At 44.1% G+C, this 16,353-nt stretch carries 15 protein-coding genes and 1 tRNA gene; 8 read left to right on the top strand and 8 right to left on the bottom strand.

Annotation, left to right across the window (positions count from 1 at the left end):
- Nucleotides 1-4: 4 nt before the first annotated feature.
- The 3 genes from flgB to AACT23_RS04355 form a co-directional block, all read right to left on the bottom strand.
- Entirely contained in the window at nt 5-400 is a 396-nt protein-coding gene (gene flgB / locus AACT23_RS04345; protein WP_013856251.1) for a flagellar basal body rod protein FlgB, read from the bottom strand.
- A gap of 265 nt (nt 401-665) precedes the next feature.
- Entirely contained in the window at nt 666-1,493 is an 828-nt protein-coding gene (locus AACT23_RS04350; RefSeq protein WP_013856250.1) for a protein-glutamate O-methyltransferase, read from the bottom strand.
- Nucleotides 1,494-1,503: 10 nt separating this feature from the next.
- The gene (locus AACT23_RS04355) at nt 1,504-2,430 is read right to left on the bottom strand and encodes a chemotaxis protein CheV (RefSeq protein WP_013856249.1); all 927 of its coding nucleotides are present in this window, start codon (nt 2,428-2,430) and stop codon (nt 1,504-1,506) included.
- Between the two features lie 77 nt (nt 2,431-2,507).
- On the opposite strand from AACT23_RS04355, the gene flgA reads away from it, so the two are divergent.
- The 3 genes from flgA (at nt 2,508) to AACT23_RS04370 (ending at nt 4,160) form a co-directional block, all read left to right on the top strand.
- The gene (gene flgA / locus AACT23_RS04360; protein WP_013856248.1) at nt 2,508-3,254 is read left to right on the top strand and encodes a flagellar basal body P-ring formation chaperone FlgA; all 747 of its coding nucleotides are present in this window, start codon (nt 2,508-2,510) and stop codon (nt 3,252-3,254) included.
- Between the two features lie 128 nt (nt 3,255-3,382).
- Entirely contained in the window at nt 3,383-3,703 is a 321-nt protein-coding gene (gene flgM / locus AACT23_RS04365; RefSeq protein WP_013856247.1) for a flagellar biosynthesis anti-sigma factor FlgM, read from the top strand.
- A gap of 31 nt (nt 3,704-3,734) precedes the next feature.
- Nucleotides 3,735-4,160: a flagella synthesis protein FlgN gene (locus tag AACT23_RS04370; protein WP_013856246.1), complete on the top strand. Its 426-nt coding sequence runs from the start codon at nt 3,735-3,737 to the stop codon at nt 4,158-4,160.
- Between the two features lie 97 nt (nt 4,161-4,257).
- On the opposite strand, the gene flgP is transcribed toward AACT23_RS04370, so the two are convergent.
- Both flgP and AACT23_RS04380 read right to left on the bottom strand, forming a co-directional pair.
- Nucleotides 4,258-4,689, bottom strand: coding sequence for a flagellar assembly lipoprotein FlgP (gene flgP, locus AACT23_RS04375; RefSeq protein ID WP_017043110.1), 432 nt, complete (start codon nt 4,687-4,689; stop codon nt 4,258-4,260).
- A 9-nt stretch (nt 4,690-4,698) separates the two neighbouring features.
- Nucleotides 4,699-5,334: a FlgO family outer membrane protein gene (locus tag AACT23_RS04380; protein WP_013856244.1), complete on the bottom strand. Its 636-nt coding sequence runs from the start codon at nt 5,332-5,334 to the stop codon at nt 4,699-4,701.
- Between the two features lie 161 nt (nt 5,335-5,495).
- Here AACT23_RS04380 and AACT23_RS04385 point away from each other — a divergent pair, with 161 nt between their 5' ends.
- The 3 genes from AACT23_RS04385 (at nt 5,496) to AACT23_RS04395 (ending at nt 7,432) form a co-directional block, all read left to right on the top strand.
- Complete coding sequence (locus tag AACT23_RS04385) at nt 5,496-6,629, top strand: flagellar assembly protein FlgT (RefSeq protein WP_094129721.1); 1,134 nt, start codon at nt 5,496-5,498, stop codon at nt 6,627-6,629.
- 54 nt (nt 6,630-6,683) lie between these two features.
- Nucleotides 6,684-6,760: transfer RNA gene (locus tag AACT23_RS04390), tRNA-Arg, on the top strand.
- 165 nt (nt 6,761-6,925) lie between these two features.
- On the top strand, nt 6,926-7,432 hold the full coding sequence (locus AACT23_RS04395; RefSeq protein ID WP_026027396.1) for a Fe3+-citrate ABC transporter substrate-binding protein: 507 nt from the start codon (nt 6,926-6,928) through the stop codon (nt 7,430-7,432).
- 104 nt (nt 7,433-7,536) lie between these two features.
- Here the strand turns inward: AACT23_RS04395 and AACT23_RS04400 are convergent, their stop codons facing one another.
- Together AACT23_RS04400 and gltX are read right to left on the bottom strand one after the other, a co-directional pair.
- Nucleotides 7,537-8,523 (bottom strand): OmpA family protein, encoded by a 987-nt coding sequence (locus AACT23_RS04400; RefSeq protein WP_026029039.1) that lies wholly within the window; start codon nt 8,521-8,523, stop codon nt 7,537-7,539.
- A 259-nt stretch (nt 8,524-8,782) separates the two neighbouring features.
- Nucleotides 8,783-10,210, bottom strand: a complete 1,428-nt coding sequence (gene gltX / locus AACT23_RS04405; protein ID WP_017047302.1) for a glutamate--tRNA ligase — start codon at nt 10,208-10,210, stop codon at nt 8,783-8,785.
- A gap of 238 nt (nt 10,211-10,448) precedes the next feature.
- On the opposite strand from gltX, the gene AACT23_RS04410 reads away from it, so the two are divergent.
- Together AACT23_RS04410 and AACT23_RS04415 are read left to right on the top strand one after the other, a co-directional pair.
- Nucleotides 10,449-12,974: a heavy metal translocating P-type ATPase gene (locus tag AACT23_RS04410; RefSeq protein ID WP_176428687.1), complete on the top strand. Its 2,526-nt coding sequence runs from the start codon at nt 10,449-10,451 to the stop codon at nt 12,972-12,974.
- Nucleotides 12,975-12,987: 13 nt separating this feature from the next.
- On the top strand, nt 12,988-13,437 hold the full coding sequence (locus AACT23_RS04415; RefSeq protein ID WP_017049700.1) for a DUF411 domain-containing protein: 450 nt from the start codon (nt 12,988-12,990) through the stop codon (nt 13,435-13,437).
- Between the two features lie 66 nt (nt 13,438-13,503).
- On the opposite strand, the gene AACT23_RS04420 is transcribed toward AACT23_RS04415, so the two are convergent.
- On the bottom strand, nt 13,504-16,155 hold the full coding sequence (locus AACT23_RS04420) for a beta-N-acetylhexosaminidase (protein WP_094129727.1): 2,652 nt from the start codon (nt 16,153-16,155) through the stop codon (nt 13,504-13,506).
- Nucleotides 16,156-16,353: the final 198 nt, after the last annotated feature.

The following is a 16,353-nucleotide window of genomic DNA, read 5'->3' on the forward strand; positions in this document are numbered from 1 at the left end:
CTACTTATTCCCCTTTGATTGCTTTCGTTAAGTTCTTGAATTTACTTCCTAAGAAGTCCAGTGAGGCTTGGTGTCTGATCTGGTTTTGCATAAACAAGTTACGCTCTAAATCTACGTCCACCGTGTTGCCATCACCCGTATCAGGTTGAGTCGGAATTCGATAGAGACTCTCGCCAGTTACTTTCGTGGAGGCAGATATATGCCGACCATCCGTACGGCTAAGACCAATGCTTGCCCCTGAACTTGCCGCCTGCAATGCTTTTTGAAAGTCCATTCCTTTTGCTTTAAAGCCCGGTGTGTTCGCCTGTGCAATATTGGTGGAAATCACCTCAGCATTGCGCTCACGTACACCAACCGTGTGTTGGTGAATACCTAATGCGTTGTCAAAAGAAATAGCCATGTTTGCCTCTACACTAAAAACTGACTGTTACTACTCATATTAAAAGCAATTAACGTACCAACTTAAAAAACGAACCGTGTTTACAACAATTTTATCTAAATAAGAATCCGTCGAAATGTAAGCAAAATATACGCCGCTTTATCCACTTGTCGCCCACAACTTCAGTAAATCTCAACAATCAAAACGAAATTAGGGGAAAGAAAAAGCCCAGCAAAAGCTGGGCAAATAACTAAACGTAAGCAAGTAACTCAACGTAAGAATGTGGCTATTTGAGTTTATAAATGATGCCAGGGTTACAACGAACCATTTCAAACTTATCGGTCAATCCTGTCAGTGACTCCGATGCGCCGAGCAATAAGTAGCCACCGGGGTTTAAGCTACTAGCCATTTGATTTAATACTTTCGACTTCATATCAGGTGAGAAATAAATCAAAACGTTACGACAGAAAATAATATCGAATTTACCCAATAAGGCATAGCTCTCCATTAAGTTCTGAGGACGGAAGTTAACTAAACGCTTAACGTTATCTTTGATTTTCATTCGGCCATCACCAGCATCCTCAAAAAAGATTTTGCGACGCTCCGGTGATAACCCTCTGCCAAGTGCTAAATTGTCATAAATCCCCGCTTTACACATATCCAGCATGCTGGCAGAAATATCCGTCGCGGTGATGGCTACGCTCGGCAACATACCCGGCTTGCGCTGTTGAGTTTCCAGCACCGTCATCGCCATTGAGTAAGGCTCTTGACCTGAAGAGCTTGCCGCTGACCAAATTTTTATAGGGCGTTTATTTGCAGCGACCTCGGGTAATAGACGTTCCGCTAAAACGGTGAATGGGTAAGCATCACGGAACCACAGTGTTTCGTTGGTGGTCATGGCATCGACCGCTGCAACTCGTAGCTCACGGTTTCGCCCCGTAACCACATCACGTAACAAGTCAGAAAGAGAGGTTAACTTGAATTTAGCAACCAGTGGACTTAAGCGACTTCTCACTAAGTACTGTTTGCTATCTCCAAGTACAATCCCGCACTGAGATTCCAAAAAACGGCTGAAATCGCGATATTCTTGATCGCTTATAGTTATAGCAGTCATTAATTTCTCTTTAGTTAACTAGTGCAGCTTTCACCGCATTCCCAAGCTCATCAGGGTTGAATTTAGCAATGAATGAGTTTGCACCCACTCGCTCAACCATGGCTTGGTTAAAAACGCCGCTCAGTGAAGAGTGAAGAATAACGTATAGATCTTTCAAATCTGAATTTCTACGTATCTCTGCTGTTAATGTATAGCCGTCCATTTCAGGCATTTCAATATCAGAGATCACTAAAGATATTTGATTGTAAATTGGCCCTTCTGCTGCCATCTCGATCAATTTTTCATACGCTTCTTTACCATCTTTAACCGCAACGACTTCAAAACCTATTGATTCTACTGCTCTTTGAACCTGTTTACGCGCAACGGTTGAGTCATCGGCAATTAAAATTCGACGGATGATCTCTTTTTCTGTTTCTACTTGGGCGATCGATTCACCAATCGATGAATCCATTGTCTCATTAACCGGAGAAATCTCTGCCAAAATTTTCTCTACATCGAGAATTTCCACCAATTCGTTATCAATATTGGTGACTGCGGTTAAGTAGTTATCTTTGCCTGAGCCATCTGGTGGAGGAAGAATGGCTTCCCAGTGCATGTTTACAATTCGATCCACCGAGCTGACCAAGAAAGCTTGGATAGATCGGTTGAATTCAGCAATGACCACAAAACACTTATCAAGGTCCGCGGTGGGACGTCCACCCACGGCCAAACTCAAATCAATGACAGAAACGGTTTGACCACGAATATGAGCAACACCTTTGACTAGGCGATGTAAATTGGGCATCAAAGTTAACTTCGGGCACTGGAGCACCTCTTTAACTTTAAATACGTTGATACCATAACGTTGCCGTCCCATTAGACGAAACGTTAAGAGTTCTAATCGGTTTTGACCAACGAGTTGCGTACGCTGATTCACAGAATCAAGAATACCCGTCATAAGCTCATCTCCATCTCAAACTTTTATGCAAAAAAGTGGTAGTCTACTACAGGCTATGAAGAAACCAGAGAAACAGAATGATGCATACAAAAATATGTTTACATCTACTTTCCATAACTAAGTGTAGAGCTTTCTATAGAAATTTTTATCTCTCTATCGGCTTTTTATTGTTTTTCTTTAATTTTTCTCTTCATTCTGCCACTTTGCCGCAAGTTGAAGCCATTCAACAAGCTGCGGAACAACATGTTTTAGAAACTATTGAGTGGCCTCCCAGCGGGGAGTTAAACGTAAAAGCGGCAAATGTTGATGACCGAATTTATGCCACCGACTGCCCCACACCGTTATCGACCTCTTCCTCATCCAGTAATGGTTCTGCAAGTAATATCACAGTTCTGGTTGAATGCATTGAAGATAACTGGAAAATTTATGTTCCTGTAAGACTGACCATTTCACTGCCACTTGTCACCGTTGCCGTACCCATTTCTCGTGGGCAGCAAATTACGCAGCAAGATGTCTTGATTACAATGGTAGACTTACACCGCTTTAGACGACAAGGTTTTTCCGATATAAATCGTATCGTCGGAGCTAAAGTGAAAAAAAACATGCGTATTGGCGATGTCGTTGAGCAAGATGATATATGCGTCGTATGTCGTAATGAAAACGTTATGATTCAAGCAGTCAAGCAGGGAATGATCATCACAACCAAAGGAACCGCTTTAAGTGATGGTATTTTTGGTGAGCAGATAAAAGTGAAAAATGATAAATCAAACCGTATAATAGATGCACAAGTAACCGGTATTGGCGAAGTCACGGTTCAATTTTAACGCTTTCATTACACTTCTAAATGTGTTTACGTTGTTAAGAAAGTGAAACAGAAAAAAAAGCTAAAGTAATCACAAGCACCGTCGATATTGACTGTACAGGTTTCCATTATTATTAATAAGGCTCACATATGGCAGGTATTGATAACATACGTTCGGGGCAAACATTAACGACGACAAATCGTAGTAATGCTCGTACTGAATCGAATGCATCTCCATCGACATCCGGCTCGGTCACTCGTTCACCTCAAAATCAAGATGCGGTATCACTTAGTACCCAAGGTAAGGCCATTGGTGAAATGCACAACCAAATGGTATCTCAGCCAAGTTTTGATAGTGCCAAAGTCGCTGCAATTAAAGATGCGATAGCCAATGGCTCATATAGAGTCGACCCAGAAAAGTTGGCTGATAATATGATTAAATTTGAAAAAGAGTTGGGTGGTTTTAACTAGCCCTACTTTTGACTAATTAAGGCAACATACGATGGCTGTATTAAAAGACTTAGTCGATTTCCAATTGAAAAATGCACTAGAACTCTCTTCGCTACTTGAACAAGAAAAGTTAGCAATTACGAGCCGTTCATCAAGTGAAATCGAAGCTATTGCCAAACAAAAGATGACCTTAGTTGGACAACTTCAACAAACTGACCTCCGAATTGCGAAACATCCCCATGTCGTGAGCCTGGCTGAAGATGTACTCCTGTCGCAAATCGTTGATCAGATTCGTTCCATTGTTCACGATTGCCAGCAAGCAAACCTTGTTAATGGTGAAGCGCTACAACGTGCACAACTCAGTTTTAATAAACTCAATAATTTGATGCAGCAAAGCCACGGAAAAATTGGCATGACGTATAACGCTGGTGGGCAAACCCACACTGTGTCCACTTTAGGGACCAATATTAAAGCGTAATCAACATGCAGCTGAGTTACTAAACTTTTAAGCTGAAACGAATTAAACAGAAAAGCGGCAAAATTTGCCGCTTTTTCGATCTGGAGAGAAGGAAGATTTAGAAGAGTGTTTGTTGACGTTTTTCTGGTACTTGCTGAACTTCGCCGTAGTCACGCAGTTTATCCATCTTACGGATATCGAGACGTAACTCAGTGACATAACTGTCACCCACCTTATAACTGCGGACCACTTCTGCTCCGCGGATAACACCATCAACCGCTCCCGACGTCAGCTCTGTGCCCAATCGCTGATCTTGTAGTTCAGCACGACCACTCACTCGCATTCCATAGACTTGCTCTGCCAGTTCGCGATAAGCATCGATTTTAGAGGCACGCATTGCACGGACTTGCTTTTCATCCACACTACGCCCAGTTTGCTCACTGATATTGGCATAACCTACCGCCGTCAACCATTCATCAGCGCGCATGGTTTGTAATGGCTGGCAACCCACCATCATGATAGTCACTAGAAGTAATAGCCATTTTTTCATTGGTTTCTCCTATGGACGCAAGATAACAGTATACGGCTGCTTAATCGTAGGGTCAGAGCGAATTAACACACCATCTTGTGTACGGATACTGTTGAGCGTATCAAGATCACGACCAATACGATCAGCAGGTAAAAAGCCTTGTGCGGTAGCAACCACAACACGAGACTGCATTCCCACAACACGAGCATTGACTAATACACCGCCTTCTTGACGAAGCATTGTCCCTGTCAGTATGTATTGGATTTCTTGCTCTTGAGCGAGGTCTTTCCAGTCACGACTGAAAGCAAAATCACCTTGCTGCGTTACCTGAATCGAGCCTGTGGTTTTGAAATCAACCACTTTAAATCCTCGACGCTGAAACTGATGGATAAATCCTTCAGAAACCGAGTTACCCAACCAGTTAGTCGCGTCCATACTTTGCAGGTCCACAAACGATGTTACAGCAATAGGAGTGCGAGCAGAAACACTAGTATTGGACACCATCAAATCTTCTGTCATGCTTTCAACAAAGAAGTCCAACGTGTGACGTGGGCTCTCCATTAGCATAAACTGTGAACCATTGTATGGCTCTTTACCGTTATAAATCGGGGCGTAGGCACAAGCAGTTAACAAAACTGCTGGCACTATCGAAAGCCATTTTTTCATTCTCTTATCTCCAGATATACTGAGGCAATCTTGATTCCAAACTTCAGATTAAAAAACTTGGAACACTCTTTGCTTTTCAAAACTTGTTACACTTTCAAAACGCACTGCCTACATCAGCTAAGATTTTAAAAGCAAAATTTATACCCAACTGGTAAATAACAATGAAAAAAATTATTTCTGCTTTATTTTCAATATGTTGCACCATTACCTTTTCTCAAGCCGTTAATGCTGCTTGGTATGAAGTGACCGGATCGTCAGCCATTGTTTCCTCAGAGGAAGTCGCTCGCCTCAATGCATTGGAAGATGCCATCTATAAGGCGGTAAACTTTGCCGGGGCAGACATCGGTAGTATCAGTAACTTGCGACCACTGCTGGAATCAGACCGTAAAGAGTACCAGTTTACTAACCATGAAGTACGCTATGTGTTAGTTGAAGAGAATAAAACACGTCGGGGAGTGATGTATGTTAAAGCTCGAATTGATATTTATCCTTCGGCAACAGGTTGCCACGTTAGCCAATATAAGAAAACGTTTTTAGTGGGTAACATTGATCTTGCATCGCCACAACAGGCGGTTATGGGGCAAATTTACAGTGTGGGAGATGATTTTGCACAGGTACTCAACCGCCAACTCGATCAAGAATCTCGCAGTTTTGTGTCGGTTGGCACCACAGATTATGCAATTGAAAAACAGCACCCAGAACGCTTAACCATGATTGCAGAGGACACGGGGGCACAGTACATTTTGGGGGGAACCATCACAGATTTAACTGCCACGATAGAGCAAAAATTACTCGCCGATGATGTGATTAACCGTCAATTTGCTATGCAAATCCAAGTGTTTGATGGCAAAACAGGCCAAGAAGTCATGACTAGGCATTATAGAGAAGTCGCTAAATGGCCCTTCGCCAAAACCAGTCAGATAGATACGCGCAGTGCACGTTTTTGGGCTTCAACCTTTGGCAGCATGATGCTGCGTGTCAGCCGAAATATCATGCTCGATCTTGAATCGGAGCTTTCATGTAAAATAACTCTCCCCGAAGTTGTGGCTAAATATGGTAATACCATCACGATAGATTTAGGACGTATTCATGGCGTTAAAACCGGTGACCAATTGCAGTTGTGGCATACAGGTTCATTCATTGATCAGAAAGGGCTACCACGAAATAAAGTGACTCAAAGTGATATTACCCTTACGGTTACTCGCGTCTATGAAAATGAAGCAGAGCTGAGTGTTGATCAAGAAAATCTCGCCTCTAGCATACAAATTGGCGATGTTATGCACAAACAGCTTTAATTTTCGTTTTAACTAGTTAACTTCACAAAATTATTGAGTAAACTAGCCCTCCTTGCTCCCGTAGCTCAGTAGGATAGAGCGGCCCCCTCCTAAGGGGCAGGCCACAGGTTCGACTCCTGTCGGGAGCGCCATTTTGATAAAGCCTCAACACCCAACCGGTATTGAGGCTTTTTTTTCTGACGAAAAATTGACCTAATATTGATTTGAGCCACTACTATTCATATACAGTGATTACTGTAAGTTCTATGTCAAATAATCTAGAATTAGTATTAACAGATTTATCGATAGATAAGATCATGAAAAAGAGCAATCTAATCACGAATACTGGTCACCGCTTTATCTCTAAAGCAAAGACCGCCTATAAAATTCATATCCATACGCCGGATGATACGGTGCTGCACCGTTCTGTCGGCTATATCCGTATTGGTGAGAAAAAAGGGCTTAAAAAGGCGATAAAGCTGCGTAATGAATTAGGTTCAGAGATGTGGGGCAAACATTGGCGTCGTCTGCTCAAAGATCCCTATTTGATGACTCGCCTACCACACAGTTTAGAACCTAAAATTATATACAAACCCAGACCAACGCTCGATAACCCGGAAGCTCGGGATCCTTGTTATATCGCGGCTTGGAGACACTATGATGAAAAAGGTAACTGTATATTTCAAAGCGTCGTTTGTTCGATCAACAAGCATGGCAAGCTTGCCGCTTATACCAAGACGAAAAAGGCGCTATTAGAGGCTTATAAAGAAGACTTGGATATTCTTATCTACATGGGCCGATTGAATAGTATTGATTTGAAATAACGTGGCGTGATACCGGAGCGGTTAGAGGCTCAAATCCATTGTTTTACAAGAAGAAAGCCCGCGTTTTTCACGGGCTTTCTCTATTTTCTAATACTTAAGCGTTATTATTTCACTTCATAATCAAAGCTTGGAATAACGATATCAACACGACGATTTTGCTTTCGACCTTCTACTGTATCGTTCGATGCGATTGGGCTATTTTCCCCTTCACCTTTTACGGTAAGACGGTTCGCATCCACACCTTTAGCAATCACAACATCAGCAACAACTTGTGCGCGTTTTTCTGATAGTTTCTGGTTGTAAGCCGCAGCGCCAGTTGAGTCAGTGTGACCAATAATTTCAGCATCGGCTTGTGGGTAAGCTTGTAAATATTTCACTAGTTTATCAAGCTGGTTAGTACTCTCTGCTGTTAGCTTAGTACTGTTATGGGCAAAGCTACTGCTGTCCAAACGTTGAAATGGCACATGCTTAACAACTGTTTCAGGTTCTTGGGGAATAACGACAGGCTCAACCACTGGCTGTGCAACTTCTTCAACAAACACCTCTTGCACGATGACTGGCGCAGGTTCTGCTTTACTTCCACCAAATTTATACGAAACACCTAAGGTAGCCGAGTTACCTGCCGCTCGGACAAGATCGTTATTAATATCGGTGAGGCTTTGATATTCCAAACGTAAAGTGACGTTATTATCGGTGTTGAACTCAATACCAGCGGCACCTAAATATGAGTAATCATCTTTATTGCCATAATCAACATAAGCACCGCCGACTTTAGCATATAAGGCAATGGCATCAGTCAAAGGAAGGCTGACTTTCGGTGCGAGTGTAATGGCCGTTACTTTTTCATCATTCAGCCCCGCACCACTAAATTTGCCCAAGTAATCGTAACCTGCCTCTAATGAAAGCCAATTAAACGCTTGGTAACCAAGGTAAGCACCGACGGTAGAAGATTCATCTTCACACACATCTCCAGCACGACAAGCGTCATCAAGCCAAGATTTACCAACTTTAGCACCTACGTATACTTCAGCCATTGCGGCAGAAGATGCAAAAACAAGCGCCATTGAAACTGCTGCTGCTAACTTTTTCATACTTTTTCCTTTCCTATTTATCGTTATCATAATGCGGTTGCGGTACCCAAAAACGGTTTACTTTTCGCCTACACACATACCTGCATAACTCGGAACCACTATACTGTATGTAAAGAAAGCTTAAATAGCGCATTAGTTTATTCTCTGTCATCGTTTTGTGAAATATTGTCAGTGCTCTACACCAAAGGATTTAACAAAGCCGATATAAAGAAAAACCGCAGCATAAGCTGCGGTTCAAAGCGTTGTTCGTATGATTGACTTATTGAGCGTTCGCTTCACGCTCAACAATAAAGGCCAATGCCATATTGATACGAGCAATGACACGCTCTTTGCCGATCAGTTGCATAACAGCATCAACCGATGGCGATTGACCACCGCCAGTGACAGCAACGCGCAGCGGCATGCCTATTTTACCCATACCGATTTCAAGCTCTTCACACACTTGAGCGATGACAGCGTGCAGGTTTTCCGTTGTCCAGTCACTCAATGCTTCTAATTTGCTTAAAGCAAGTGCTAGCGGCTCTTTCGCCACACCGCGCAAGTGTTTTTTCGCCGCATCAGCATCAAACTCAGCAAAATCTTCAAAGAAGTAACGAGATTGAGCAGCAAGTTCAACCAAGGTATTGCAGCGTTCACCAACCAGTTTAACGATCTCAGCTAATGCTGGGCCGTTGTCTTTACTTATGCCTTGTTGCTCAAAGTGCCATTCAAGGTGTTTTGCAACATATTCAGGCTCTGATGTTTTAATGTAGTGATTGTTCAGCCACAACAACTTATCAGTATTAAATGCAGATGCCGATTTGCTAATAGCATTTAAACTGAAGAACTGAATCATCTCTTCACGCGAGAAAATTTCTTGGTCGCCATGAGACCAACCTAGACGAACTAAATAGTTATTCAGTGCTTCAGGCAGATAACCTTCATCGCGATACTGCATCACAGAAACAGCGCCATGACGTTTAGATAGCTTCGCGCCGTCGTCACCTAAGATCATTGCGCAGTGCGCAAACACAGGTACAGGAGCACCTAACGCTTCGTAAATGTTGATTTGACGAGGTGTGTTGTTGATGTGATCTTCGCCACGAACGACATGAGTAATCCCCATATCCCAGTCATCCACCACCACACAGAAGTTATAGGTGGGTGAGCCATCGGTACGGCGAATGATCAGATCATCCATCTGGCTGTTGGAGATTTCGATACGACCGCGGATCTGGTCGTCAAAAATTACGCTGCCTTCTTTAGGATTACGGAAACGGATAACACACGGATCCCCTTCTTTTGCGGCGTCGTTAACCGCTTTGATTTTTGGGTGATCAGCATCGTAGCGCGGCATCTCTTTGTTCGCTTCTTGCTCGGCACGAACTTCATCTAACAGCTCTTTAGAGGCGTAACATTTGTAGGCTTTATCTTCAGCAAGCAGCTTATCGACAACTTCATTATAACGATCAAAATGTTTAGTTTGGAAATATGGGCCTTCATCCCAATTCAAACCTAGCCAAGTCATACCTTCAAGAATCGCGTCTACGGCTTCTTGCGTCGAGCGCTCTAGGTCGGTGTCTTCAATACGCAAAACAAACTCACCACCTTGGCTTTTTGCATAAAGCCAAGAGTAAAGCGCAGTACGCGCACCACCAACGTGAAGATAGCCTGTCGGGCTAGGAGCAAAACGAGTTTTAACCGTCATTTGATTTCCTTAGGGATAAAAAGACAGCGGAGAACATGTCCACTGCAAGTACCAGGATAAAAAGTGGCGACATTTTACCACTGACGGCTAAATCTACAATCCTCGATTGCCTTTCGTTTTTCTGCGCTCAAGAATAACGCTTAAAATTCGCTTAACTTTCCTTTAGTGGAACTTGACCTTACCCTAAAGGTAAGGTTTATGCTTCTAGCTATTGAGTTGGTTTACGGGGAATTTATCAATGAAACGCTTTCAATTGCCTTTATCAGGGCTGAAATGCATGGGTTGCGCGAAGAAACTTGAGCAGCATCTCAAGCAAGAATTTGAGGTACAAATCCACCAGCTGTCACCCACATTCATCGAACTGAGCACTTCGGCCTCTTTAAGTGAACTCATCGCCGCTATCGAATCCTTAGGCTATCAAGCCTTGCTCAGCACGAACAGCGATCCTCTGCCCTCATCGCAACCCACAACCTTGGTTAGCGATACACAGCTACTCGCACAAGAGACAGAAGCCTCAATAACGGGTTTGGTTAGTACCCACTTACTGATCCAAGGAATGACTTGCGCAAGCTGTGTCTCTTCGGTGGAAAAAGCACTTCTAAGCGTTAACGGTGTACAAAAAGCGCAAATCAATTTAGCGGAACAAAGCGCCTTAGTGCTCTCGCAAGCGGATATCGCTGACCTTGAACGGCAATTGCTCAATGCCATTACTCATGCAGGCTACCGTGCAGAGCGAGTCGATGACCCTGCCCAACAACAAGAAAAACAAAAACAGCAATCACTTGATTTACAAAAGCAACATAAAACCAATGCATTACTCGGTTTAATAATGGGTATTCCGTTAATGCTCTGGGGCCTTCTTGGTGGCAGCATGATGATTGTGACCACTCAGCAGCAAATATACTGGGGCGTTATCGGCATTGTGTGCTTAGCCCTATTGGCCACCGCTGGCCGCCACTTTTTTAGCCATGCTTGGCTTGCGTTAACCCATAGGCGCGCCACCATGGATAGCTTAGTTGCCCTAGGAACCGGAGCGGCTTGGGCCTATTCAATGTTGGTAGTGATTTACCCAACTTGGTTTCCCGTCGCCTCGCGTCATGTTTATTTTGAAGCCAGCGCGATGATTATCGGTTTGATTTCACTGGGCCACTACATTGAGGCGAAAGCCAAAGCAAAGACAACCCAATCCTTGCAAGCCTTAATTAACTTGCAGCCACAACAAGCAACACGCATCACGGCGCAAGGCGATCAACAGATTGCAGTTGAATTAGTACAACTTGGTATGCAACTGCGCATAAAACCGGGAGAAAAAGTGCCGATAGACGGCAAAGTCATCAGCGGTGAATCTTATGTTGATGAATCCATGCTCACTGGCGAGCCGATCCCCGTCCTAAAAGTGGCAGGCGATGCCATTGCGGCAGGTACCATCAATCATGATGGCAGCTTAGTCATCGAAGCCACCGGCGTAGGGGCGCAAACCATGCTCTCGCGCATCATCCAAATGGTGCGTCAGGCGCAAAGCAGTAAACCAGCCATCGCCAAACTGGCAGATCAGATATCCGCTATTTTTGTACCGACAGTGGTTATGATTGCCCTGTTTTCCGCTCTGATTTGGTACTTTGTAGGCCCTGAACCTAAGGCCAGTTATATGCTAGTGGTTGCGACAACAGTATTGATCATTGCCTGCCCTTGTGCCTTGGGTCTAGCTACTCCACTCTCGGTTACAGTAGGAGTTGGCAAAGCCGCTGAAATGGGTATTTTGATCAGAGATGCCAATGTATTGCAATCGGCAAGCAAAATCACCACTGTAGTATTTGATAAGACAGGTACGCTCACTCAAGGCAAGCCAACCGTTCAGAACTTAGTCACGTGGGGAATTGAAGATAGCAAATTGTTAACCCTTGTTTACGCTTTGGAACTGCGCTCTGAACATCCTCTTGGCAAGGCTATCTGCCATTATGCGCAACCGCTGGTATCAACCAGCGCCGAAGTCGAGCAATTTACCAACCTAAGAGGCAAAGGGCTAATGGCAAATATTGGCGGTGATTCCGTCGTCGTTGCCTCTTTATCGCACCTTGAATCACTGGGCGTTCCTCTTACTCAAGCACAAACGGCCATTGAACACTACGCAGAACAAGCTTGGACGCCAGTCGCGGTTGCCATTAACGGTGAACTCAAAGGTCTCATCGCTATTGCTGATCCAATCAAACCTAATGCTGCACAAGCTATCAGCACACTGAACAAAATGAACATTCGTACCGTGATGCTAACTGGAGATAACCAAAGCGTGGCCACTGCAATAGCAAAACAACTGGGCATACAGCAAGTGATGGCTCAAGTACTTCCGGATCAAAAAGCACAAAAAATCGTGCAGTTACAAGAGAAAGGCCAAATCGTCGCCATGGTCGGTGATGGTATTAATGATGCGCCAGCCCTTGCGCAAGCCGATATTGGTATCGCAATGGGCAGTGGCAGTGATGTCGCAATAGAGAGTGCGCAAATGACATTGCTCAACTCCTCACCGCTTGCCGTAGTCAATGCTATCGCTCTTTCTAAAGCAACGGTAAAAAACATGAAGCAGAACCTATTGGGCGCGTTTATTTATAACACCTTCGGCATTCCCATTGCCGCTGGCGTGCTTTATCCCGCTTTTGGCTTTTTACTCAGCCCTGTAGTTGCAGGAGCGGCAATGGCTTTGTCCTCAATCACAGTCGTGAGCAACGCTAACCGCTTACGTCTATTTAAATCCCCTTTTCACTCTTAGAGGTTAGATAAAAATGAAAATGATCACAGCCGCTATGCTTAGCACCTTGTCTCTTATGAGCTACTCCGCATTCGCCACGGTGACCGAGGTGACCAATTACAAATCCCCTTATTGTGGCTGCTGTACTGAGTGGTCCACTCACATGCAACAAGCAGGATTTAAGGTTAACGAGCAATTGCAAGAAGATATGACGGCGATAAAACAACAATTGGGCATTACACCCAAGCTCGCCTCTTGCCATACAGCCGTTATCGACGGCTATGTTTTCGAAGGTCACATTCCAGCCACAGACATTCAAGCCTTTCTCGCTAATCCACCGAAAAATGCCAAAGGGTTAGCCGCGCCCGGCATGCCAATCGGTTCTCCAGGTATGGAATCTGGTGATAAGAAAGAAGCCTATTCGGTTTTTGCTTTTAACGAGCAAGGTCAGGTGTTTGAATTTGCTCACCACGAAGGTAATTGATTTTATGTAATAAAGCCTCCGACAGATGCGGAGGCTTTCATTTGGGTGCATTGATATGGCTACGAGTTATTTAACACTAGTTACTCGGCTGACTCGCTCGCCTGAAGCAGAGATAGAACGGATCCAGACCTCACCGGACACCTTCGGTTGTTCGATGCTCGAGTAAGTAAGCCATTGTTGACCATCTAATGAGTATTGCAGCTCAACGCCTGGGAATGACGAATTCATCGACAATTTACCCGCTTCAATCTTAGCTCCGGGAATTGGCAGGCGATAATCAATGCCAGCTTTTTCCAGTTTCGCCAGCTCACGTTGCCCAACAATATTAGCAAAACGAGTCCAATCTTGATTCAGTGCAGACTTATTGACTAAGTTCGTTTGCTGAGAGTATTCAACCCCTACTTTATAGTCGTTTTCCCACTCCGCTTTATGCCAAGCACGTTCAGCGGCAGCCAACACTCGAGGGAAAACCATATACTCATACTGCTCATCATTACGAACCGTTTCTGACCACAATTGAGCTGACAAGCCGTAGAATGGTTTCGACGTCACCTCTCCTTTACCGACAAAACCATTACCATCACGATCTAATGAAGTTTCAGCGTTTTGCGGCATATTTTCCGGTGCAAAACCAAACATTTTGCGCGTATCGGTCGCACGGGTGGCCCAGTAATAACCGCGCTCTTTAGGATCCGCTTCATAAGGCATATCCATGTAGACATAATCAGGGTTAGAAACAATTACGTCGTAACCTTGTTTTGCCCATTCATAAACAGAGCTTGTACCGCCCCAATAGAGGACATCCCAAAAGTTCACACGTGTATTGCGCGTGGCAAAAGCGGATTCTCCCTCGCTGTATTTCAAGCCATCTTGCCATGCTTGGAAATTCTCAATCCCTTTATCGGCGACAATTTCCGACACTTGCTCAGCAAAATAACTCGGTAAATGAGCAAAGTCACTTACTACTCCTTGGCTGACTAATGCTTGGCACTGTGGCGATTTCGCAAATGGTTTATCTTGTTGTGAAAGATCTAAGTTACCTTTCCAACTGACTTTTTCCGTCGCATTAATATCTTGGAAACCCGCGCCTAATTTGATGTTTTTCGCCTCATCGCCACCAAAATGCCAAGTCGATAAAGGCATGCCCGCATCACTGTGCATCAAGGCCACTTCAGTGATCACCTTATCCACAAAACGTTTAGACGAGTCTAAACAAGGGTTAATAAAACTCTGCTTATCATAAAACTGAACCGTCGTAACATTGGAGCTGTCTTGAGGATCCATCAAGCGATACTGGCTAGCCTGTTCGGTTTTCCCCTCTTGGCTCAAACGATCAAAACGAGCCTCCATTGAAACAACCGCAGAGCGAGCATGGGCTGGCATATCAATTTCAGGGATCACTTCAATATTGCGCGCTTTAGCGTGCTTGAGGATTTCAATGTAATCGGCTCGACTAAAATAACCCGAGCCAAAGTTATCAGAATTTGGACCGGAGCCAAGCTGTGGCAGCAAGCAGTTTTTCTCATCTAAATCAAAGCAGCGCTGCCCACCAATGTCGGTCAATTCAGGTAAGCCCGGAATTTCTAAACGCCAACCTTCATCATCGGTCAAATGAAGATGTAATTTATTCATCTTATAAGCCGCCATTTGATCTAACGTGGCCAAAATCGCTTGCTTAGAATGGAAGTTACGTGCGACATCCACCATCACACCACGGTAATCAAAACGTGGAGCATCTTTGATGTGGATCACCGGCAGCGCTGTGACATTCTGGCTATCCACTAAACCCAAAATAGATTGAACGGCGTAGAAAGCTCCCGCCTCATCAAATGCACGAATAGAGATAGCATTCGGTGCAATATCCAACTCATAAGCACCCGATGTCGCCATCTGGTCAGAAAATTCGCTCGGTGTAATCGCAACACCAACCGCCAACTCTCCATCAAGCTTCAGCCCAATCGTTTTAGCACGCGCCTGCAATGCTGAAAACTGATCCGTCGCAAAGTCCTTCACATCAAGCTTAAGGCCGCGAGTAATATCAACAACACCTTGACCAAGCGTTGTTTTTAGAGGCGTTGGTAACAGAGCCGTTGATACATCTTGCAGTGATACATCGCTATTTCTCTCAAATCGGCTGATGGCCGTGGCAAACACATTATTATCGCTGGTGGTGCGTTTGATATTGTCGCCCTCAAGCCCACGCACAAATGACGACGTGTCCTCTGTGTTGAGAGATACAATAAGTTTAGGCTCTGTATTAGGTGCCGCAACGAATGCACGCGGCATAAAGTCCGTTTCAAACAACTGCCAATATTCAGCGACCAGAGGCAAAACAACCTCTTCGCCCGCAGCAAAACCATCAAATATATCAGTAGGTTCAAGCTTATGTAAATCACCCGTTAAACGGGTAATTTTGAATTGATCATTTTCAACATCCAGAATCAGTCGAATACTGTGGAAATAGATAGCCCACTGCTTTGAATTCACGGCTTCACCTTGGTTAACCAAGGTCATGTTCACTTTATTACACGATGCCCATTCTGCTTCGAGAACCTGACATGCCAATCCTTCATCTGCCCCGTGATTCGTTAATACGGTGTAATGAATATCCAAATTTTCCGCCAGCGCATCGACTACTTTCTGCTCTGGTGATTGCAACAAAGAGCAACCTGATAATGTGGCGATAACCGAAACAGCAATCAAACTAGGTTTCAACATTTGACTCACCCTACCTTTAAAATAAAAACCCAATATCCTGTTTAAAGGACTCAAAACAGCAACAAGCATAAAGGCTTGTGACCTAAGGCATTCACCATACAAGGAGTTATTTCTAAGCGTAAAATAATTAGCTACACGAAGTGATCCAGTTCAAATCCTCTAAAATACAATCAAAACAAAACCATTTAAAATCAATAG

The sequence above is a fragment of the Vibrio sp. V09_P4A23P171 genome (assembly GCF_963875615.1).
Lineage (GTDB): Bacteria > Pseudomonadota > Gammaproteobacteria > Enterobacterales > Vibrionaceae > Vibrio > Vibrio anguillarum.